The organism is Pseudoxanthomonas sp. PXM02 (assembly GCF_014851805.1).
GTDB lineage: Bacteria > Pseudomonadota > Gammaproteobacteria > Xanthomonadales > Xanthomonadaceae > Pseudoxanthomonas_A.
Window position 1 is genome coordinate 776,032 of record NZ_JACVAK010000002.1, and the last position, 20,133, is coordinate 796,164.

Annotated in this window: 14 protein-coding genes and 1 tRNA gene; 9 read left to right on the forward strand and 6 right to left on the reverse strand. The window is 67.3% G+C overall.

All coding sequences use genetic code 11. From position 1 onward, the window contains the following. Positions 1-33: 33 nt before the first annotated feature. Positions 34-837, reverse strand: coding sequence for a 30S ribosomal protein S2 (gene rpsB / locus IB225_RS12365; protein WP_192269570.1), 804 nt, complete (start codon positions 835-837; stop codon positions 34-36). Between the two features lie 323 nt (positions 838-1,160). Between rpsB and map the strand changes: the two genes are divergently transcribed. From map to IB225_RS12400, 7 genes are all read left to right on the forward strand, one after another. Beyond that, a complete protein-coding gene (map, locus tag IB225_RS12370; RefSeq protein WP_192311525.1) occupies positions 1,161-1,937 on the forward strand; it encodes a type I methionyl aminopeptidase in 777 nt (258 codons plus the stop codon). Positions 1,938-1,963: 26 nt separating this feature from the next. Beyond that, positions 1,964-4,576 carry a [protein-PII] uridylyltransferase gene (gene glnD / locus IB225_RS12375; RefSeq protein ID WP_345776621.1) on the forward strand — a complete coding sequence of 871 codons (2,613 nt, stop codon included), beginning with the start codon at positions 1,964-1,966 and terminating at the stop codon, positions 4,574-4,576. Further along, positions 4,464-5,450 (forward strand): 2,3,4,5-tetrahydropyridine-2,6-dicarboxylate N-succinyltransferase, encoded by a 987-nt coding sequence (dapD, locus tag IB225_RS12380; protein WP_345776615.1) that lies wholly within the window; start codon positions 4,464-4,466, stop codon positions 5,448-5,450. Before glnD ends, dapD begins: the two co-directional genes overlap by 113 nt. Before the next feature lie 3 nt (positions 5,451-5,453). Next, positions 5,454-5,816, forward strand: coding sequence for a Spx/MgsR family RNA polymerase-binding regulatory protein (locus IB225_RS12385; RefSeq protein ID WP_192311527.1), 363 nt, complete (start codon positions 5,454-5,456; stop codon positions 5,814-5,816). Continuing rightward, entirely contained in the window at positions 5,813-6,955 is a 1,143-nt protein-coding gene (gene dapE / locus IB225_RS12390; protein WP_192311528.1) for a succinyl-diaminopimelate desuccinylase, read from the forward strand. Before IB225_RS12385 ends, dapE begins: the two co-directional genes overlap by 4 nt. A gap of 259 nt (positions 6,956-7,214) precedes the next feature. Next, positions 7,215-8,918, forward strand: coding sequence for an asparagine synthase B (gene asnB, locus IB225_RS12395; protein WP_192311529.1), 1,704 nt, complete (start codon positions 7,215-7,217; stop codon positions 8,916-8,918). Further along, positions 8,915-9,283, forward strand: coding sequence for a nuclear transport factor 2 family protein (locus tag IB225_RS12400; RefSeq protein WP_192311530.1), 369 nt, complete (start codon positions 8,915-8,917; stop codon positions 9,281-9,283). Before asnB ends, IB225_RS12400 begins: the two co-directional genes overlap by 4 nt. Here the strand turns inward: IB225_RS12400 and IB225_RS12405 are convergent. Further along, positions 9,271-11,682: a penicillin acylase family protein gene (locus IB225_RS12405; protein WP_192311531.1), complete on the reverse strand. Its 2,412-nt coding sequence runs from the start codon at positions 11,680-11,682 to the stop codon at positions 9,271-9,273. The two genes, IB225_RS12400 and IB225_RS12405, sit on opposite strands and share 13 nt — an antisense overlap. A 163-nt stretch (positions 11,683-11,845) precedes the next feature. Between IB225_RS12405 and bfr the strand changes: the two genes are divergently transcribed. Then, entirely contained in the window at positions 11,846-12,331 is a 486-nt protein-coding gene (bfr, locus tag IB225_RS12410) for a bacterioferritin (RefSeq protein ID WP_192311532.1), read from the forward strand. Positions 12,332-12,417: 86 nt separating this feature from the next. Here bfr and IB225_RS12415 read toward each other — a convergent pair whose 3' ends face one another. The 4 genes from IB225_RS12415 to IB225_RS12430 all read right to left on the reverse strand — a co-directional run bounded on the left by IB225_RS12415 (position 12,418) and on the right by IB225_RS12430 (position 17,565). Further along, positions 12,418-13,074, reverse strand: coding sequence for a thiopurine S-methyltransferase (locus IB225_RS12415; RefSeq protein WP_192311533.1), 657 nt, complete (start codon positions 13,072-13,074; stop codon positions 12,418-12,420). 127 nt (positions 13,075-13,201) lie between these two features. Then, positions 13,202-15,445, reverse strand: coding sequence for a DNA topoisomerase IV subunit A (gene parC / locus IB225_RS12420; protein ID WP_192311534.1), 2,244 nt, complete (start codon positions 15,443-15,445; stop codon positions 13,202-13,204). A gap of 56 nt (positions 15,446-15,501) precedes the next feature. Continuing rightward, on the reverse strand, positions 15,502-17,328 hold the full coding sequence (locus IB225_RS12425; protein WP_192311535.1) for an SLC13 family permease: 1,827 nt from the start codon (positions 17,326-17,328) through the stop codon (positions 15,502-15,504). A 152-nt stretch (positions 17,329-17,480) separates the two neighbouring features. Then, positions 17,481-17,565: transfer RNA gene (locus tag IB225_RS12430), tRNA-Leu, on the reverse strand. Positions 17,566-17,657: 92 nt separating this feature from the next. On the opposite strand from IB225_RS12430, the gene rnr reads away from it, so the two are divergent. Beyond that, a complete protein-coding gene (gene rnr, locus IB225_RS12435) occupies positions 17,658-20,132 on the forward strand; it encodes a ribonuclease R (protein ID WP_192311536.1) in 2,475 nt (824 codons plus the stop codon). Position 20,133 lies beyond the last annotated feature (1 nt).

Genomic DNA, 20,133 nt, shown 5'->3' on the forward strand with positions numbered 1-20,133 from the left:
CGCGCAGCATGGCGCGGCGGCATTGCAGCCGGATTACTCGGCAGCGGCTTCGTCGGACTTCTTGCCGGCGGCCTTCTTGGCCGGGGCGCGACGGGCACCCTTGTCGTCGCCACCTTCGGCGAACTCTTCCTCGCGCACGGTGGCGGCGTTCGGCGACGCAGCCTTGCCTTCCAGCACGGCGTCGGCGGCGGCACGGGCGTACAGCTGCACGGCGCGGATGGCGTCGTCATTGCCGGGGATGGCGTAGTCGACCAGGGCCGGGTCGTAGTTCGAGTCGACGACCGCGATCACCGGGATGCCGAGCTTCTTGGCTTCCTTGATGGCGATGTCTTCATGGCCGATGTCGATGACGAACAGGGCGTCGGGCAGACGGTTCATTTCCTTGATGCCGCCCAGCGAGGCCAGCAGCTTCTCGCGCTCGCGACGCAGGCCCAGCACTTCGTGCTTGACCAGCTTCTCGAACGTGCCGTCGGTTTCGGCGGCTTCCAGTTCCTTCAGGCGGGCGACCGACTTCTTCACGGTGGCGAAGTTGGTCAGCGTGCCGCCCAGCCAGCGCTGGGTCATGAACGGCATGCCGCAACGCTCGGCTTCTTCCTTCACGGCCTCGCGCGCGCTGCGCTTGGTGCCCAGGAACAGGATGGTGCCGCGCTTCTGGGCGACGCCCGAGATGAAATTCATCGCGTCGTTGAACAGCGGAACGGTCTTCTCGAGGTTGATGATGTGGATCTTGCCGCGGGCACCGAAGATGTACGGCGCCATCTTGGGGTTCCAGTAGCGGGTCTGGTGGCCGAAATGGACGCCGGCTTCCAGCATCTGGCGCATGGTGACTTGGGGCATTGCAGTAACTCCATCGATGGGGAACCCACCGTCCGGTTCAATGGAGGACGGCGCCGGTGAAGGCGGGGGTTCCGGGGTTGGGCCTCCCTGCGGCTTCCGTGACCGAACCCTTCAGCGAAGGGCACCCCGGCACGGGTTGGGGCAGCAGGTGTGGATTCGTCGGTGTCGCCCGACGTGGGCGGTCCGGCCGGGCTGACCCGGGCGCGAAGCCGCGGGAGTATAGCGGTGTTGCCCCCATGGCCGCAAACCCGGCCAGGGGCGGAGGCGAGGCCGCCCGGGAGCAGGCCGTTCAGCCCAGGCGCCAAATGGGGGATAATCGGCCAATGGCCATCCAGCTCAAGACCCCCGAAGACCTCGCCCAGATGCGCATCGCCGGCCGGCTCGCCGCCGAGGTGCTGCAGGTGGTCGCCCCACACGTGAAGCCGGGCGTGACCACCGCCGAACTGGACCGCATCTGCCACGATCACATCGTCAACGTGCAAAAGGCGATCCCGGCGAACGTGGGCTACAAGGGCTTCCCGGCGACGGTCTGCACCTCGGTCAACAACGTCATCTGCCACGGCATCCCCAGCGAGGGGAAGGTGCTGAAGGATGGCGACATCCTCAACATCGACGTCACCGTCATCAAGGACGGCTGGCACGGCGACACCAGTCGCATGTACATCGTCGGCACGCCGTCGGTCATGGCCAAGCGGCTGGTCGACACGACCCGTGAAGCCATGTTCCGCGGCATCCGCGCGGTCAAGCCGGGTGCAACGCTGGGTGACGTGGGCCATGCGATCCAGCAGTACGCCGAAGGCGAACGCTTCACTGTGGTGCGCGAGTACTGCGGTCACGGCATCGGCAAGGTCTACCACGACGAACCGCAGGTGCTGCATTACGGGCGCCCCGGCGAGGGCGTGGTGCTGAAGCCCGGCATGACCTTCACCATCGAGCCGATGATCAACGAGGGCGCGCGCCACACCAAGGTCCTGCCGGATGGCTGGACCGTAGTGACCAAGGACCGCAAGCTGTCCGCGCAGTGGGAACACACCGTGGCGGTGACCGAGGACGGCGTCGAGATCCTGACCCGCGTGCCGGGCGACGACAACGACCTGTGAGCACGCCCGCAGCCGCGAACGGACAGGTGACGCGGCTTCCGGACATCGGCCCGGACGTCGCCGATGATGCGGCCTGGTCAGCGGCGGCCCGTACCTCGCTGGCCCACACCGATGCCCGGCTGGACAAGCGCTTCGACCAGGACGACGGTATGGACCGCATCCTCGCGCTGCGCGCGCGGGCGGTCGACCATCTGCTGAAGGACGCGTGGCAACGCTGCATCCCTGCGGATGCGCCGATGGCACTGTTCGCGGTAGGCGGCTACGGTCGCGGCGAACTGTTTCCCCATTCCGATGTCGACGTGCTGGTGCTGGCTGCCTCCGACGTGCAGCAGGCCTATCACGGCGCCGTGGCGCGCCTGTTCGCGCTGCTGTGGGACGCCGGCCTGCCGATCAGCCACAGCGTGCGTTCGGCCGGCGAATGCACGGCGGCGGCCGCCGCCGAACAGAGCGTGCTGACCGCACTGATCGAAGAGCGGCTGATCGTCGGCGAGCCGGTCGACGAAGGCCTGCTGATCGATGCGATCGGCCCGGCCAGGGTCTGGCCGCCACGGGACTTCTTCGTCGCCAAGCGCGAGGAACTGCGCATCCGCCACGCGCGGTTCGGCGACACCTCGGACAACCTGGAACCCAACATCAAGGAAGGGCCGGGCGGTCTACGTGACCTGCACACGCTCGGCTGGATGGCCTTGCGCACGTTCGGCGTGCGCGATCTGGAGCCGCTGGTCGGGCTGGGCCATCTGGGGCCGGACGAGGCCGCCGCGCTGGCGCGCGAGCGCCGTGCGTTGGGTCGCCTGCGCTACGGTCTGCACCGGGTCGCGGGACGACCGGAAGAACGCCTGCGGTTCGACTACCAGAAGACGCTGGCGCAGCGGCTCGGCTTCGCCGACGACGCCGAGAATCTTGGTGTCGAGAAGATGATGCAGGGCTTCTATCGCAGTGCCGCGATCGTGCGGCGCATCAGCGATCGCCTGCTGCAGCGTTTCGAAGAACAGTTCGACGGCGAGGCGCTGCCCGAACCCCTGGACGAACACTTCGCCCTCCGTCGCGGCTACCTGGCCGCGCGCGACAGCGCGTGGCCGGCGAACGATGTCGGACAGGTGTTCGCGCTGTTCGCGATCTGGGCCGCCCATCCGCAGGTGCGCGGCCTGCATTCCCGCACTGCGCGTGCACTGGCGGAATCGCTGCCGAAGCTGTCCGCGTATCCGGCCGCGACCCGCGCGCAGCGGGATGCGTTCATGGCCCTGCTGCGCGGACCGCGTGCGGTCGAAACCCTGACCCGCATGGCGCGCCTGGGCGTGCTGGGCCAATGGATTCCGGCATTCGCGCGGGTATCCGGGCGCATGCAGTTCGACCTGTTCCATGTCTACACCGTCGACCAGCACACGCTGATGGTGCTGCGGAACATCGCGGCGTTCGCCGCCGGCCGCGCCGACGAGCGCTTCTCCATCGCCCACGAAGTCTGGCCGCGCCTGCGCAAGCCGGAACTGCTGCTGCTGGCTGGCCTGTTCCACGACATCGCCAAGGGGCGCGGTGGCGACCATTCGGAACTGGGCGCGGTGGATGCCCGCGAGTTCTGTGCGGCCCATGCGCTCAGCGCCGGCGACACCGCGCTGGTGGCCTGGCTGGTGGAGCAGCACCTGCGCATGTCGGTGACGGCACAGAAGCAGGACATCTCCGATCCGGACGTCATCCATGCCTTCGCCGCGCTGGTCGAGGAGCGCGAGCGCCTGGACTACCTGTACCTGCTGACCTGCGCGGACATTGCCGGCACCAGTCCCAAACTGTGGAATGCATGGAAGGACCGGCTGCTCGCCGACCTGTACTTCGCCGCGCGTCGCGTGCTGCGCGAAGGCCTGGAGAATCCGGTGGCGGCGCACGAGCGCCTGTACGAAGCGCGCGGCAGTGTGCGCGCGCTGCTGGAAGTGCAGGGCATGTCGGCGGCACAGGCGGATGCCGTGTTCGAGGCGATGCCGGAAGAGAGTTTCCTGCGTTTCCGTCCCGAGCAGCTCGCGTGGCAGGTGCATGCCATCCGTGGCGCCACGCCAGGCGAGACGCGGGTACGCGCGCGTCGCATCGCCGATGACGCGGACGCGATGGAAGTATTCGTGCACTCGCCCGACCGCGATGGCCTGTTCGCCGCCATCCTGGCCACGCTCGACCGCATGGGTTTCGCCATCCACCAGGCGCGCGTACTGGTGGGGCCGCAGGGTGCGGTCTTCGATGCCTTCGAAGTACTGCCGGCCGACGCGTACGCACCGCGCGATCCCGCCGACATCGAGCGCACGCTCGGCGACGCGCTGGCCCGCCCGCTGGACAGCGTCCGCACATCGCGTCGCGCCGTGCCGCGCCAACTGCGGCATTTCCGCTTCGCGCCACGCATCGAGTTCGGTACCACGCCCGACGGGCGGCGCACCATCCTCGGCCTGGTCGCGCCCGACCGCCCCGGCCTGCTGTCGGACGTGGCCCAGGTGCTGCGCCGGCAAGGGCTGCGCGTGCACGACGCGCGCATCGCGACCTTCGGCGAGCGTGCGGAGGACGTGTTCCAGATCACCGACGAGCACGACCAGCCGCTCATCGACCTTCCCCAGCAGGACGCGCTGCGCGATGCGCTGCGCGCCGGCCTCGAGACTCCCCCCTGACACGTATCCGGCAGACCGTTTGATGACCCGCAAAGCCAGCAAGACCGAAGAACTGAAGTCCACCATCGAAAGCGCGTTCGAGCGTCGCGCCGAACTGACGCCGCACGAAATCGAAGGCTCCACCCGCGCCGCCGTCGAACTGGCCATCGAGGGCCTGGAAGCGGGCAAACTGCGCGTGGCCGAGCCCGACGGCAAGGGCGGCTGGAAGGTCAACGAGTGGCTGAAGAAAGCCGTGCTGCTGTACTTCCGCGTCAACGAAATGGAACTGGTCGAGGCCTATCCCGCGCCGTTCTGGGACAAGGTGGAAGCGCGCTTTGGTGCGTTCGACGAAAACGACTTCCGCAAGCTCGGGGTGCGCGTGGTGCCAGGCGCCATCGCGCGTCGCGGCACGTACTTCGGCAAGGACGTGGTGCTGATGCCGAGCTTCGTCAACATCGGCGCCTACGTCGGCGAAGGCACGATGGTCGACACGTGGGCGACCGTCGGCTCGTGCGCGCAGATCGGCAAGCACTGCCATCTGTCCGGCGGTGCCGGCATCGGTGGCGTGCTGGAGCCGCTGCAGGCCAGCCCGACCATCATCGAGGACCATTGCTTCATCGGTGCGCGTTCGGAAGTCGTCGAGGGTGTCGTCGTCGGCCACCACAGCGTGATCGGCATGGGCGTGTTCATCGGCCAGTCCACGCGCATCTACAACCGCATGACCAAGGAAATCACCTACGGCTACGTGCCGCCGGGCAGCGTGGTCGTGTCGGGTTCGTTGCCGGCCGCCGACGGTTCGCACTCGCTGTACTGCGCGGTGATCGTCAAGCAGGTCGACGAGAAGACCCGCAGCAAGACCAGCGTCAACGAACTCCTGCGCGGTCTGGCGGACTGATTGATGACGACCACGCTCTACGGACTCAAGAACTGCGACACCTGCAAGAAGGCGACGAAGTGGCTGGACCGCTTCGGCGTCGCTTACACGTTCGTCGACTACCGAGACAACCGGCAGTCGCCCGAAACGCTGAAGGAATGGGCAGACAAGGCTGGCGGCTGGGATGCGCTGATCAACAAGTCGTCGACGACCTGGCGCCAGTTGCCCGAGAACCGCAAGACGCCCGGCTCCGACGCGGAGTGGAAGCTGCTGCTGAAGGAGTATCCGCAGCTCATCCGTCGCCCCGTGGTGATCGGTGGCGTGGCGGGCTTTTCACAGGGCTTCAGCGACAATGGCTTCAAGAAGCAGTTCGGAGCCGGTCCGTGAGCGATGTCGTCGAACTCTCCAGCGAACTGATCCGTCGCCACTCGGTGACGCCCGATGACGCCGGTTGCCAGCAAGTGCTGGCGACGCGGCTGGAGCAGTGGGGTTTCCACTGCGAGCGCCTGCGTTTCGGCGAGACCGACAACCTGTGGGCGACGCATGGCAGTGGTTCGCCCGTGCTGGTGCTGCTCGGTCATACGGACGTGGTGCCGCCTGGACCGCTGTCCGCCTGGACGAGCGATCCCTTCGTCCCCACCGTGCGCGACGGCGTGCTGTACGGACGCGGCACCGCCGACATGAAGTGCAGCGTGGCGGCGTGCACGATCGCGCTGGAGCGCTTCGTCGATGCCCATCCCGATCATCCGGGTACGGTCGCGTTGCTGGTGACCTCGGACGAGGAGGGCGACGCGCACGACGGCGTCAAAAAGGTCGCCGCACTGTTCCGCGAGCGCGGTCAGAAGATCGACTGGTGCGTCACCGGAGAGCCGTCGTCGAAGGAGGTGCTCGGCGATCTGCTACGCGTTGGGCGTCGCGGCACGCTGACCGGCACCTTGAACGTACACGGCGTGCAGGGTCACGTGGCGTATCCGCACAAGGCGCTGAACCCGATCCACAAGGCGCTGCCGGCGCTGGACGAACTCGCATCGCGCCAGTGGGATGACGGCTACGAGACCTTCCCGCCGACGAGTCTCCAGATTTCCAACATCCATGCCGGCACCGGTGCCAGCAACGTCATCCCGGGCGAATTGCAGGTGGTGTTCAACCTGCGCTTCAACCCCAGCTGGGCGGCGGAAAGGCTGGAGCAGGAGATCGAAGCCATCTTCCGCAGGCACGGGCTGGACTACAGCATCACGTGGCTGCGCGGCGGCGAACCGTTCTACACGCCTGAAGGCCACCTGCGGGCGACCGCGCGCGCGGTGCTGGGCGAGTTCGCCGGCGCGCCGCCGGAAGAGAGCACGGCCGGCGGTACGTCGGATGCGCGCTTCATCGCGCCGCTGGGCGCGGAGTGCATCGAAGTGGGGCCGGTCAATGCCAGCATCCACAAGGTCGACGAAAACATCCGCGTGACCGACCTCGAAGCACTGCCGGGCTTGTACCAGAAGCTGATCGAGCGGCTGATGTTGCCGGCCCGCCCTGCCTGAGGCGGGACGCTCGGGATTGCTTCGCTTTCGGATGAAACAGTTGCCAAGCCCCCGCGGGAGCGGTTACGGTCGCTCCATGCCCTGCCGCACCGCCATCAATAACAACCGCAATAACCTGCGCCCGAATAACGGGACGCGGGCGATGCGGCTCTGCGACTAGGCAAAGAAAGACCTGCCGGATTCCAGAAACCCGCATCGCGAGATGCGGGTTTTTTCGTTTCCGGCCCCTGTTTCCGAACCCCACCAGGAGCTTCCTTCCATGTGTTCGATTTTCGGCATCTTCGGGCTGCAGCCCGGCGACGACGTCCAGGCCCTGCGACGGCAGTCGCTCGAGCTTTCGCAGAAGCAGCGCCATCGCGGTCCGGACTGGAGCGGCGTGTATCACGACGATGGCGCCATCCTGGTGCATGAGCGGCTGGCCATCGTCGATCCTGCCGGCGGCTCCCAGCCGCTGCGCTCGGCCGATGGCGAGCTGGTGCTGGCCGTCAATGGCGAGATCTACAACCATCGCGAACTGAAGGCGGAACTGGCGCAGGACTACGCGTTCCAGACCGGCTCGGATTGCGAAGTGATCAACGCGCTGTACCGCGAAGACGAGCCGGCGTCGTTCCTCAACCGCCTTAACGGCATCTTCGCGTTTGCGTTGTGGGACAGGGCGAAAGGGCGCGCGTTGATCGCGCGCGATCCGATCGGCGTGTGTCCGCTGTACTGGGGTCACGACCGCGAAGGCCGCCTGTGCGTCGCCTCGGAGATGAAGGCGCTGTCGCCGATCTGCGCGGACGTGGCGCAGTTCCCGCCCGGCCACTACTACGACACCGCCACGCGCGCGCTGGTGAAGTACTACGACACCGCCTGGCGCGACTACGCCGCGGTCGAAGGCGTGCAGGTGCAGAAGGAGGAACTGCGCGAGGCGTTCGAACAGGCCGTGCATCGCCAGTTGATGACCGACGTGCCGTACGGCGTGCTGCTGTCTGGCGGTCTGGATTCGTCGCTGGTCGCTGCCGTCGCCGCGCGCTATGCGCGCCATCGCATCGAGGACAACGACAAGACCGAAGCCTGGTGGCCGCGCCTGCATTCCTTCGCCATCGGCCTTGAGGGATCGCCTGATCTGGCGGCCGCCGAGGTCGCGGCGAAAGCGCTGGGCACGGTGCATCACGGGTTCACCTACACCTTCCAGGAAGGCCTGGATGCGATTCCCGAGGTCATCCGCCACATCGAGACCTACGACGTAACCACCATCCGCGCGTCCACGCCGATGTACCTGCTGGCGCGGCGTATCAAGGCGATGGGCGTGAAGATGGTGCTGTCGGGCGAGGGCAGCGACGAGATCTTCGGCGGCTACCTGTACTTCCACAAGGCGCCGAACGCGCGCGAGTTCCACGAAGAGCTGGTGCGCAAGCTCGACGCCCTGCACAACTACGACTGCCTGCGCGCGAACAAGTCGATGATGGCCTGGGGCGTGGAGCCGCGCGTGCCGTTCCTCGATGTCGAGTTCCTGGAGGTCGCAATGAAGATGGATGCGGCCCACAAGATGATCGACAAGACGAGTGCGGGTGCGCAGCGGATGGAGAAGGGCGTGCTGCGTGAGGCGTTCGACGGCTATCTGCCGGAATCGATCCTGTGGCGGCAGAAGGAGCAGTTCAGCGACGGCGTCGGCTACGGCTGGATCGACGGCCTGAAGGCGCATGCCGAAGCGCAGGTCAGCGACCGTGAGCTGGCCGCCGCGGACAAGCGCTTCCCGGTCAATCCGCCGCAGACCAAGGAGGCGTACTACTACCGCACGCTGTTCGAGCAGCACTATCCCGGCCAGGCTTGCGCGGAGACGGTGCCGGGTGGCAAGTCGATCGCGTGTTCGTCGCCGGCCGCCATCGCGTGGGATGCGAGCTTCGCGAAGATGGCCGATCCCTCGGGCCGCGCCGTCGCAGGCGTGCACGCGGCCGCGCACGCGTCCGTGTCGACATGACGCCGTCCGAGCTCGTGCGGGAGTGGGTCCGCCACTTCAACGCGGCGGATATCGACGGCCTGGCGGCGCTGTATGCGGAAGACGCGGTGAATCACCAGGTGGTGACTGATCCGCTGCACGGCCGCGAGGCGATCGCGGCGATGTTCCGTACCGAGTTCGGTCGCGCCACGATGGTGTGCGAGGTGGAAAACCTGCTCGAGGATGGCGAGTGGGCCATCCTCGAGTGGCGGGATCCGCTCGGCCTACGCGGCTGCGGGTTCTTCCATGTGCGCGACGGGCGGATCGTGTTCCAGCGCGGCTACTTCGACCAGCTCAGCTTCTTCCGGCAGCAGGGGCTGCCGGTTCCTTCGCATTACCTCGGCTGAGCGTTCGTCGGGCGCAGGGTCAGCGTATGGGTCGCGGCGCCGGGCAGGAACGGCGTCGGCCGGCCGTGCACCCAGTCGTCGTGGCCGGCGCCCCAGAACGGCGACATCGGGTGGCCGCTCTGGCCGCCCGGCATGTGGATGATGCCGTCGGCTTCATGACCCGGTGACACCACCATGCGTTCCGAAGCGCCGAACGCCGGCCCCTGCACGCGCGGCATGGCGCCGTCGCCGGGAAGCGCTTCGCCCGGCATGCACAGCTTCGGTTTGAGGAAGGCGGGCAGGGCATTGGCCAGCGGGTGGCAGATCTTCGCGGTATTGCGTTCGCCCCAGCGACGCTCTGCCAGCGGTCCCTGGCCGGCGAGATCGTCGCGGACTTCCTTCGCTGCATCTTCCAACAGCGCATCCCAGGTCTTGTAGCGGCGCGACAGCAGGTGCGCGGGGCGCTGCTCCAGCAAGGGCCACACCGCGCCTTCCAGTTGCGGCAGGTCGGGCATGATGAAGTCGTCGCCGAGTGCCGCCTGCGCAGGCGCCGTCAGGCCGTCGGCGATGCGCGCATGCACGGCCAGGCGCCAGGCGCGCACGAGGCGATAGCTGACCGAATCGACGCTGGCGACGCCTTCCCAGGTCTTGCCGGCATCCGCGAGCGCCTTCACTGACGAGTCCGCCGGCAGTCGCTTCGCTTCGTCCTGCAGCAGTTGCCACCAGCGCTGCAGGAACAGGGCGCGGTCGTCGAGCTGGATCGCGAGCAGGTCTTTCTCGGTGAATTGTTCCTTCGCCTGCAGGCTGTCGCGGATCTGCTTAGCGCGTGCGCCCAGCGCATAACCGCCGTCGCCGACGCGGGCGAGCGCGGCGCCGTCCAGGACGCGCGAGTTCGCCGTCCACAGGCGATGGCTGGTCTGCGATGTCAGCACCGGCGACAACTGGCTGGAGATGACCCAGGGCCGGCAGGTGTCGGGCAGCTGGGGCGCGACATCGTCCGCCGGTGCGGCCGGCGCCAGCTCCAGCGTGTGCGGACACGACGCCGCGCGCGACGGCAGCGGGCCGAGGATGCGCCAGGCGATGCGGCCATTGTGGTCGGCGATCACCAGGTTCTGCGCCGGTGTTGCCGTGCGTTGCGCGACGGACAGCGCGGCAGAGAGGTCGCCGGCCGTGGCGAAGTCCGACAGGCCGAAGTTCAGTGCGCCCGGCTGGTGGGCGACCCAGCGCAGTGCGAGTGCCGGTTGCTTGCCCTGGGCCGGATGGATGACGGGACCGTAGCGGGTTTCCGGAACGTCCAGCGTCACCGGGTCTGCGCCTGCCACGCGGATCGTCTCGGCGTGGTGTTCGACGGCGTCGCAGGTGCCCGCCGCATCGTCCTTGCCGCAGGGCTTCACCGGGTACCAGTCCGCCGTGTCCGCGTAGCTGTTGGTGAAGCCCCACGCCACATGGCCATTGCTGCCCACGATGATCGCCGGCAGGCCCGGCAGGCTGAAACCGGAGACATCGACCTTGCCGCCCGGTGCGCGCGGGTCGGGATAGCGCAGGCGCACACGGAACCAGATGTTCGGCGCGCGCAGGCCCAGGTGCATGTCGTCGGCGACGATGGCGCGGCCGTCGGCCGTCAGTGCACCGGCCACCGCCCAGTTGTTGCTGCCCGGGGTGCCCTTGTCGGCGAGGCGCTGGTGCGTACCGGTCGCGGGCATCGGCAACGTGCGCAGGTCGACCTGGTCCACGGTCGGCAGCGCGGCGTTGCCGCGCGGCTCGCCCTGCAGCGGGGCGTCCCATTCCGTGCCGTCATGGGCGAGCAGGTCGTACAGCGCAGACGGCACCTGGCGGCGGATCTTCCACAGGCCAAGCTCGCGCATGTTGTCCGCGTCCTGCAGATCGAAGTACATGGCATAGCCGGCCAGCGCAGAGTCCGCGACCTCCCAGGCGCGCGGCGACTGCCGTAGCAGCAGGTAAGGCCAAGGGCGCGTCTTCAATGCGGCCAGGCCATCGTTCACCCCGTTGGCGTACGCCTTGAGCTGCGGCATGCGACCGCCGGCGAAGTCGTCCAGGGACGCCGTGGCGCGGGCACGCATGCGGTGCATCCGACGTGACCGGTCCATGTCCACCGCGATAGGGCCGAACAGTTCGGACAGTTCACCCGCCGAACTGCGCCGCATCAGGTCCATCTCGAAGTAGCGTTCCTGCGCATGCACGAAGCCGAGCGCGCGCACCGCGTCGGTCTCGCTGGCCGCCTCGATGGTCACCACGCCCAGCGCATCGCGTTCGACGGTGACGGGCGCGGACAGTCCGGGCAGTGGCTGCTCGCCGTCGAGCCGGGCCAGGCTGCCCCGCATCGACCACCACGCCACCAGCAACGCCACGACAACCAGGGCCAACAGCAGCAGCGCGATGCGCCGGGTCCACTTCAGCATTGCGGAATCCTTGAGGTAAGGAGGCTTGGCGGGATGGCCGGATTATTCCACGGAAGCCATGGCGGACACTGCCGCGCCGCAACGACGAACGAGACTGATTCCGATTCGGTCATCGGCCGGCGGGATGGGGCATCCTGTGCGCCTCGTTACAGGAGCCGCCCCCATGAAAGGCCACCCCGACGTCGTCGACTACCTCAAGTTCCTGCTGCGTGGCGAACTCGCCGCGCGCGACCAGTACTTCATCCATTCGCGCCGCTACGAGGACCAGGGGCTGATGGCCCTGTTCCACCGCATCGACCACGAGATGCAGGAAGAGACCGAGCACGCCGACGCGCTGCTGCGCCGCATCCTGTTCCTGGAAGGCGATCCGGACATGCGTCCGGAGACGTTCGTGGCCGGCAAGACGGTGGAGGAGATGCTCCAGCGTGATCTCGAGGTCGAGTATGCGGTGCGTGCCCATCTGGCCAAGGGCGTGGCGCTATGCGAACAGCATGGCGACTACGTCAGCCGCGAGATCCTGCTGACCCAGTTGAAGGACACCGAGGAAGACCACGCGCACTGGCTGGAACAGCAACTGGGCCTGATCAAGCGCCTCGGTATCGAGCTGTACCTGACATCCAAGCTCGACGGCGCGCCGGCCGCCGAGTAAGCGTTCCGCGTAGAGCCGAGCATGCTCGGCTCCGCCATCTGTCCACGCGAGGGTGATGACTGAAAGGCAGCGGAGCAAGCTCCGCTCTACGAACGACGGAGACGGTAGACCGCCGTTTCCAGCGCACTCAGGCCTTCTTCGCGGAAGCGCGGCTCCTGATCGAGGATGTCGCGCCGCTCCAGTAGTGTGTGGCGCCACGGCGCGGCGAACAGCCCTTCCACTTCGCTCTGCACCACCGAGAACGGCGGTCCGGCCTTCTCGCTCTGCGGATATTCCACCGTGATCAGCAGTCCCTGGCAGCCGGTAGGCAGCGCCGCGTAGACCATGTCGCGATAGCGCAGACGCATGTCCGGGGGCAGGGCGATCAATGCAGCGCGATCGTAGACGCCGGCGACATCCGCCAGCAAGGCCGGATCCAGGCCGAAGGCATCGCCCAGGATGATCTCGACGGTGCCGGCACTGAAGTGCTCGCCGTAGCGGCTCGTCGTCCGTACCGGCTCGAGCTTCGCTTCCTCGAAGAACTGCATCACCGCCAGCGGTGACAGCTCCACGCCCAGCACGCGATGGCCCTGCGCCGCCAGCCAGTGCATGTCCAGTGACTTGCCGCACAGCGGCACCAGCACCCGCGACCCTTCCGGCAACTGCAGCGAGGGCCAGTGCTTCTGCAGCAGAGGCATCACGTCGTGACGGTGAAAACCGATCTGGCCTTCCTGCCAACGTTGCAACCAGAAATCGGCCTCCATCGCAGAACTCCTCAGTCGTCGTGTCTCGGCGAACTACTGCATATCCAACAGGCCGACCTTGTACTGCACTACCTGAAAAACGCGTGACGGAAATGACGAACGCGCCGCAGCGCGCCCGTATGGCGAACTACTGGACGTCCAGTCCATCGACCTTCTGCCACCCGCGCGGCAACAACCCGCCCCGCGTCGCACGCGCGCCGACATACTCATCCAGGTCCTTGAACGACAGGCTCATAGTGCGCTGGCCGCTCTTGACCAGCAGCGTGGCACCCGGCGACACCGCGGCGATCGCGACCACGCGCTCGGTACCGAGCTTCGCCTTGGGGATCTCGATGATCTTGTTGCCTTTGCCCTTGTCCAGTTCCGGTAGTTCGCTGACCGGGAAGGCGAGCAGGTGGCCGGCGCTGGTGACGGCGACGATGCGGTCGGTTTCGGTGTTGGGCACCTGCGCCGGCTGCAGCACGTTCGCGCCGACGGTCAAGTTGAGCATCGCCTTGCCGGCCTTCTGACGGCCGGTGAGGTTCTCGAAGCGGGTGACGAAGCCATAGCCGTGCGACGACGCCAGCACGAAGCGGTTGTCGTTGTCGCCACTGGCCAAGGCCTGGAACGACGCACCCGCCGCCGGTGAGAAACGGCCGGTCAGCGGTTCGCCGTTGCCGCGCGCCGACGGTAGGGTGTGCACGGCGGTCGAATAGCTGCGGCCTTCCGAATCGAGGAAGGCCACCTGCTGCGTGCTGCGCGAACGCACTGCGCCGAGCAGGCCGTCGCCATCGCGGTAGGACAGTGTGGACGCATCCACGTCATGGCCCTTGGCCGCGCGGATCCATCCCTTTTCCGACAGCACCACGGTCATCGGTTCGCTGGCGACCAGTTCGGTTTCGTCCAGCGCCTGCGCGGCGTCGCGCTGCACCAGCGGCGACAGGCGCGCATCGCCGAACTTCTTCGCGTCGGCGGTCAGTTCGTCCTTGATCAGCTTCTTCAGCTTGGCCTTCGACTCCAGGATGCCGGCGATCTTCTCGCGCTCGGCCTTCAGTTCGTCCTGCTCGCCGCGGATCTTCATTTCCTCGAGGCGGGCCAGCTGTTTCAGCTTGGTCTCGAGGATGTAGTCCGCCTGTTCCTCGCTCAGCTTGAAGCGCGCGATCAGCGCGGCCTTCGGCTCGTCCTCGGTGCGGATGATGCGGATGACCTCATCCAGGTTGAGGAATGCGACCAGCAAACCTTCCAACAGGTGCAGACGGCGATCGACCTTGTCCAACCGGTGCTTCAGGCGGCGGGTGACGGTATCGCTGCGGAACGCCAGCCATTCGGTCAGGAACATCTTCAGGTTCTTGACCTGCGGACGCCCGTCCAATCCGATGATGTTGAGGTTGACCCGGTAGCTCTTCTCCAGGTCCGTGGTGGCGAACAGGTGGCCCATCAGCTGTTCGGCGTCCACGCGGTTGGAGCGCGGGATCAGCACCACGCGCACCGGATTGGCGTGGTCGGATTCGTCGCGGATGTCTTCCAGCCATGGCAGCTTCTTGGCGCGCATCTGCGCGGCGATCTGCTCGATCACCTTCGACGGCGACACCTGGTAGGGCAGGGCGTCGATGACGATGTTGGCGTTGTCCTTGCGCCACACGGCGCGCGCGCGGACGCTGCCGGTGCCGTTCTCGTACATCGTGCGCAGGTCGGACGCCGCGGTGATGATCTCGGCCTTGGTCGGGTAATCCGGGCCGCGGACGTGCTCGCACAGGTCGGCGACGGTCGCATCCGGATCGTCGATCAGGCGGATGCAGGCGCTGACGATCTCGTTGAGGTTGTGCGGCGGTACGTCGGTCGCCATGCCGACCGCGATGCCAGTGGTGCCGTTGAGCAGCAGGTGGGGCAGGCGCGCCGGCAGCCACGTGGGCTCTTCCAGCGTGCCGTCGAAGTTCGGTGTCCAGTCCACCGTGCCCTGGCCCAGTTCGCCCAGCAGCACTTCGGCGATCGGCGTGAGCTTGGATTCGGTATAGCGCATCGCGGCGAACGACTTCGGGTCGTCCGGCGAACCGAAGTTACCCTGGCCTTCGATCAGCGGGTAGCGGTACGAGAACGGCTGCGCCATCAGCACCAGCGCTTCGTAGCACGCGCTGTCACCATGCGGGTGGTACTTGCCGATCACGTCGCCGACGGTGCGCGCGGACTTCTTCGGCTTGGCGCCGGCATTGAGGCCCAGCTCGCTCATCGAGTAGACGATGCGACGCTGCACCGGCTTCAGTCCGTCGCCGATGAAGGGCAGGGCACGGTCCAGCACGACATACATGGAGTAGTCGAGGTAGGCGCGCTCGGCATACTCGCGCAGCGGGATCTGTTCGAAGCCGTGGAAGGTGGGGCGGATCGTTTCGGTCATTGCGGGTGTGCGGTCTGCAGGGCGGAAAGCCCGGCCATTCTACCCGCCGCCCCGTCTCAGCCGCTGCTACCGGGCACCAGCGGGCCGCCCAGCCACAGCCAGCGCGCCAGCCAGGCGGTGGTGATGGCGATGGCCGCCGTCAGCGGGATGCCCACGCGCAGGAAGTCGCCGAAGGTGTAGCGCCCCGGATTGAGGATCAGCAGGTTGCCGTGATGGCCGATGGGGGTCAGGAACGAGGCCACCGCCCCCATCGCCGTGCACACCACGAACGGCACCGGGTTCAGTTCCAGGCCGGTGGCCAGTGCCAGTGCGATCGGCGCCAGCAGCACCGTGGTCGCGGCATCGGAGAGGATCTGCGTCAGCAGGGCGGCGGTGCCGAACATCACCAGCAGCAGCAGCAGCGGAGACCAGTGCGCGGTGTGGTTGAGCAGCAGGTCGGCCACGAGCGCCGCGGTGCCGGTCTTCTCCATGGCGATGCCCAGCGGGATCACGCCGCCGATCATCACGAAGATGCGGACGTCGATTTCCTGGTAGGCGCGTTCGATATCCACGCAGCGCGTCAGCACCATCGCCACCGCACCCGCGAGGAACGCGATATGCGGCGCCAGCGTCTCGGTGGCCGCGGCCGCCACCGCGGCGACCATGATCGCCAGCGCGACCGGCGCGCGCCGTCGTGGCTTCTTCTGCCCGCCGAACGGCACCAGCATCAGGAAGCCGTGGTGCGCCGCCAGCGGTTCGAAGTTCTGCTGTTGACCCCACAGCACCAGCAGGTCGCCTTCCTGCAGCACCATTTCCGAGAGTTCGCCATGCAGCCAGCCTTCGCGACGCCACAGGCCGACGACGACCACGCCCAGGTTCCGCAGGAAGTCGATGTCGGACACGCTGCGGCCGATGAACTCGGAGTGCGGCGCGACCACCGCCTGCACCAGTTGCTCCTCGCCCAGGGCCTCGCTCTTGCCTTCCTCGCGCTTGTCGCCGTACTTGGCCACCGCATGCAGCGCCAGGCCGGGCTCGTCGCGGATCGAGGCGATCTCGTCGGGAGACGCGCGTACCAGCAGTACGTCGCCGGCGGCCAGGACGCTGTCCAGGCGCTGGTTGCGGCGGCGCATGCCGTGGCGCAGCCAGTCCACCACCTGCAGGCGGTCGTCGAAGGTCTTGGCGAACTCGCCCCGGGGCTTGCCGATCCAGGGTGAATCCTCTTCCACCAGCAACTCGGTGTAGTAGCGATCCAGTTTCAGGTAGTCGCCCTGCGGCGCATCGCTTTCGCGCTTGGGCACCAGCCAGCGCCCGAGCAGCATGTACACCGTGCCCAGTACCACCAGCGCGATGCCGATCGGCGTGATGGCGAAGATGTCCAGCGACGGCAGGCCGGCACGCTTGATCAGGTCGTTCGACAGTAGGAAGGCGGGCGCGCTGAACAGCGTCAGCGTGGTGCCGAGCGAGGCGGCGAGCGACATCGGCATCAGCAGGCGCGACGCGGCGAGTTTCTGGTCCCGCGCGATGCGCATCAGGATCGGCAGCATCATCGCGGTGACCATCACATGGTGCGAGAACGCGGCCAGCGCCGCGGTCGCCGGCATCACCACCGCAATGGTGCGCCATTCGCTGCCGCCGGCGGCGCGACCGATGCCCGCACCGATGCGCTCGGTGATGCCGGTGGCCGACAGGCCGGCGGACAGCACGAACACGGCGGCGACGATGATGGCCGGTTCGCTCGCAAAACCGGACAGCGCTTCCTTGGGACCAAGGATGCCGGTCAGCGTCAGCGCGAGCAGGGCGAGCAGGGCGAGCAGCGCCACCAGATCGACGCGCAGTCTTTCGCTGACGAACAGACCCAGGGTGATCGCCAGGATGGCGAGGAACAGGATCTGCTGGAACTCCATGCGCGCCCCCTGGCGTTGCGTCGTCGTGCGTGGCCGGCAGCCTACTGCGGGTCGCCGTGAGGACGCGTGAGGTCGGGTTGGTGCATGCGTGTCGCCGTTGCACGAAGTCGGAAACGAAAAACCCCCGCTTTCGCGAGGGTCTTCGTTGTGCGTGGTGCCCAGGAGAGGACTCGAACCTCCACGGTTTTACCCGCTAGTACCTGAAACTAGTGCGTCTACCAATTCCGCCACCTGGGCAGGTAAGCGAGGCGCGCATTTTGAGGACAGGCCGGGGGAATGTCAACGGTTCGTTCGCATGACGTGGTTCAGGCGAGGTGTACCATCCCGCCATGACCAAGAAAACATCGAAAAGCGGCGGCAAGACGCCCGCCGGGAAAGGAAGCAAGCAGGGCGGCGCAGCCGCGTCGCGTACGGCCGGCAAATCCGGCAAGCCGACAAAGACCGGCAAACCTGCCAAGAAGAGCCTGCCACCCTGGATGCCCGAAGCGATGGCCCGTGCGCCGTCCCGCCCGGCGCCTGCGTCGCAGGCACGGCGCCCGGCGGCCGGACCCGGTCCACGCGGGGCAGGCCGCTTCGTCGATCCGCATGCGCAGCGCGAAGCCCAGCGCTATGAGCAGCCCATCGCCAGCCGCGAGGCCATCCTCGGTTTCCTCGAAGCGGCGGAAGGTCCGCAGACGGCGGAAGAGATCGCCGGTCCGCTCGGGCTGGATGCACCCGACCGGTTCGATGCCCTGTCCAAGCGGCTGGGGGCGATGGTCCGGGACGGACAACTGGTGCAGAACCGCCGCGGCGGCTTCGCGCCGGTGCAGCAGACCGACCTCATCGCGGGCACGGTGATCGCCAACCCGGACGGCTTCGGCTTCCTGCGTCCGGACACGGGCGGCGGCGACGATCTGTTCCTGCCGCCCTATGAAATGCGCAAGGTCATGCATGGTGATCGCGCGCTGGCCAATGTCACCGGCATCGACCGCCGCGGTCGCCGCGAAGGCAGCATCGCGCGCGTGCTGGAGCGTGGCGTCACCCGCCTGATCGGCCGCTTCGGCTTCGAGGTCGGCATCGCCTATGTTGCACCGGACGACAAACGCATCCAGCGCAACGTGCAGATTCCCCAGGACGCGACCGGCGGTGCGCGCGATGGGCAGCTCGTCGTCGTCGAACTGACGCAGGCGCCGGACGCACGCCGGCCTCCCATCGGCAAGGTCATCGCGGTGCTCGGCGACAGCCTGACGCCATCGCTGGTGGTCGAAGCCGCGATCCACGGCCACAACCTGCCGCATGAGTTCCCGCAGGAAGTACTGGACGAAGCCACCGCGGTGCCGCTGGTGGTCGAGCCGGCGATGATCGGCGATCGCGTCGACCTGCGGTCCACGCCGCTGGTGACCATCGATGGCGAGGACGCGAAGGACTTCGACGATGCGGTCTACTGCGAGCCGACGCGCGATGGCTTCCGCCTGATCGTTGCCATCGCCGATGTCTCGCACTATGTCCGTCCCGGTGCGCCGCTGGACGACGAGGCGCAGAAGCGCGCCACCTCCGTGTACTTCCCCGGCTACGTGGTGCCGATGCTGCCGGAGACGCTGTCCAACGGCATCTGTTCGCTGAACCCGAAGGTCGACCGCATGACCTTCGTCTGCGACATGCAGGTCAACCGCGACGGCGAGGTGACCAGCTCCAGGTTCTACGAAGCGGTGATGAATTCGCACGCACGCCTGACCTACACCCAGGTGTGGAAGGCGGTCGGCGAAAACGACGACGAGGTCCGCACGCAGATCGCGCCGGTGCTGCCGCACGTGGAGCGTCTGTACCAGCTCTACCACGTGCTGGCGAAGGCGCGTACGCAGCGTGGCGCCATCGAGTTCGAAAGCTCCGAGGTGCGCTTCGTCCTCGACAACCGCGGCGAAGTCACGCAGGCCGGCATGCTGGTGCGCAACGACGCGCACAAGCTGATCGAGGAATGCATGATCGCGGCCAACGTCCAGGCGGCCCTGTTCCTGTTGAAGGCGCATATCCCGGCGCCGTACCGCATCCACGAGAAGCCGCCGGAGACCAAGTACATGGACCTGCTGGAGTTCCTGAAGGAATTCAAGCTGTCGATGCCGTCGTGGGGCAAGGTGCAGCCCAAGGATTTCACCAACCTGCTGAAGAAGGTGCGCGAGCGTCCCGACGCGGCGCTGCTGGAATCGGTGCTGCTGCGCAGCCAGAGCCTGGCGGTGTACTCGCCGGACAACGTCGGCCATTTCGGCCTGGCGCTGGAGGCGTACGCGCACTTCACCTCGCCGATCCGCCGCTATCCCGATCTGCTGGTGCACCGCGCGATCAAGCACGGGCTGACGAAGAAGTCGCCGGACGCGTTCCAGTATTCGGCACGCGACATGGCCGCGCTGGCGCTGCAGTGCTCCGAGCGCGAGCGTCGTGCCGACGAGGCCGAACGCGAGGTCGACGAGCGCTTCCGCGCCGCGTGGATGGAGAAGCATGTCGGCGGCCAGTTCGATGGCGTCATCAGCGGCGTCACCAGCTTCGGCCTGTTCGTCGAACTGGACGAGTCCAAGGTCAACGGCCTGGTCCACGTGACCCAACTGCCGCAGGACTACTACCACTTCGATCCGGTACGGAAGACGCTGTCCGGTGAACGCCGTGGCCTGTCGTTCCGGCTGGGCGACCGCGTACGCATCATCGTGCTGAAGGCCAGCCTGGAGGAACGCAAGATCGACTTCCGACTGGTCGAGGACAAGACCAAGGACAGCGGTCTGCCGCCGCCGGCACCGCGCGGTCAGCCGGCGAAGCGCAAGAAGCAGGCGTACTGAC

Excerpts from the sequence above, each read along its gene's own strand:
- bfr (WP_192311532.1), top strand. The coding sequence starts at position 11,846 with ATGAAAGGCCACCCCGACGTCGTCGACTACCTCAAGTTCCTGCTGCGT.
- parC (WP_192311534.1), bottom strand. The coding sequence starts at position 15,445 with ATGACCGAAACGATCCGCCCCACCTTCCACGGCTTCGAACAGATCCCG.
- map (WP_192311525.1), top strand. The coding sequence starts at position 1,161 with ATGGCCATCCAGCTCAAGACCCCCGAAGACCTCGCCCAGATGCGCATC.
- rnr (WP_192311536.1), top strand. The coding sequence starts at position 17,658 with ATGACCAAGAAAACATCGAAAAGCGGCGGCAAGACGCCCGCCGGGAAA.
- IB225_RS12425 (WP_192311535.1), bottom strand. The coding sequence starts at position 17,328 with ATGGAGTTCCAGCAGATCCTGTTCCTCGCCATCCTGGCGATCACCCTG.
- rpsB (WP_192269570.1), bottom strand. The coding sequence starts at position 837 with ATGCCCCAAGTCACCATGCGCCAGATGCTGGAAGCCGGCGTCCATTTC.
- IB225_RS12385 (WP_192311527.1), top strand. The coding sequence starts at position 5,454 with ATGACGACCACGCTCTACGGACTCAAGAACTGCGACACCTGCAAGAAG.
- IB225_RS12415 (WP_192311533.1), bottom strand. The coding sequence starts at position 13,074 with ATGGAGGCCGATTTCTGGTTGCAACGTTGGCAGGAAGGCCAGATCGGT.
- asnB (WP_192311529.1), top strand. The coding sequence starts at position 7,215 with ATGTGTTCGATTTTCGGCATCTTCGGGCTGCAGCCCGGCGACGACGTC.
- IB225_RS12405 (WP_192311531.1), bottom strand. The coding sequence starts at position 11,682 with ATGCTGAAGTGGACCCGGCGCATCGCGCTGCTGCTGTTGGCCCTGGTT.
- IB225_RS12400 (WP_192311530.1), top strand. The coding sequence starts at position 8,915 with ATGACGCCGTCCGAGCTCGTGCGGGAGTGGGTCCGCCACTTCAACGCG.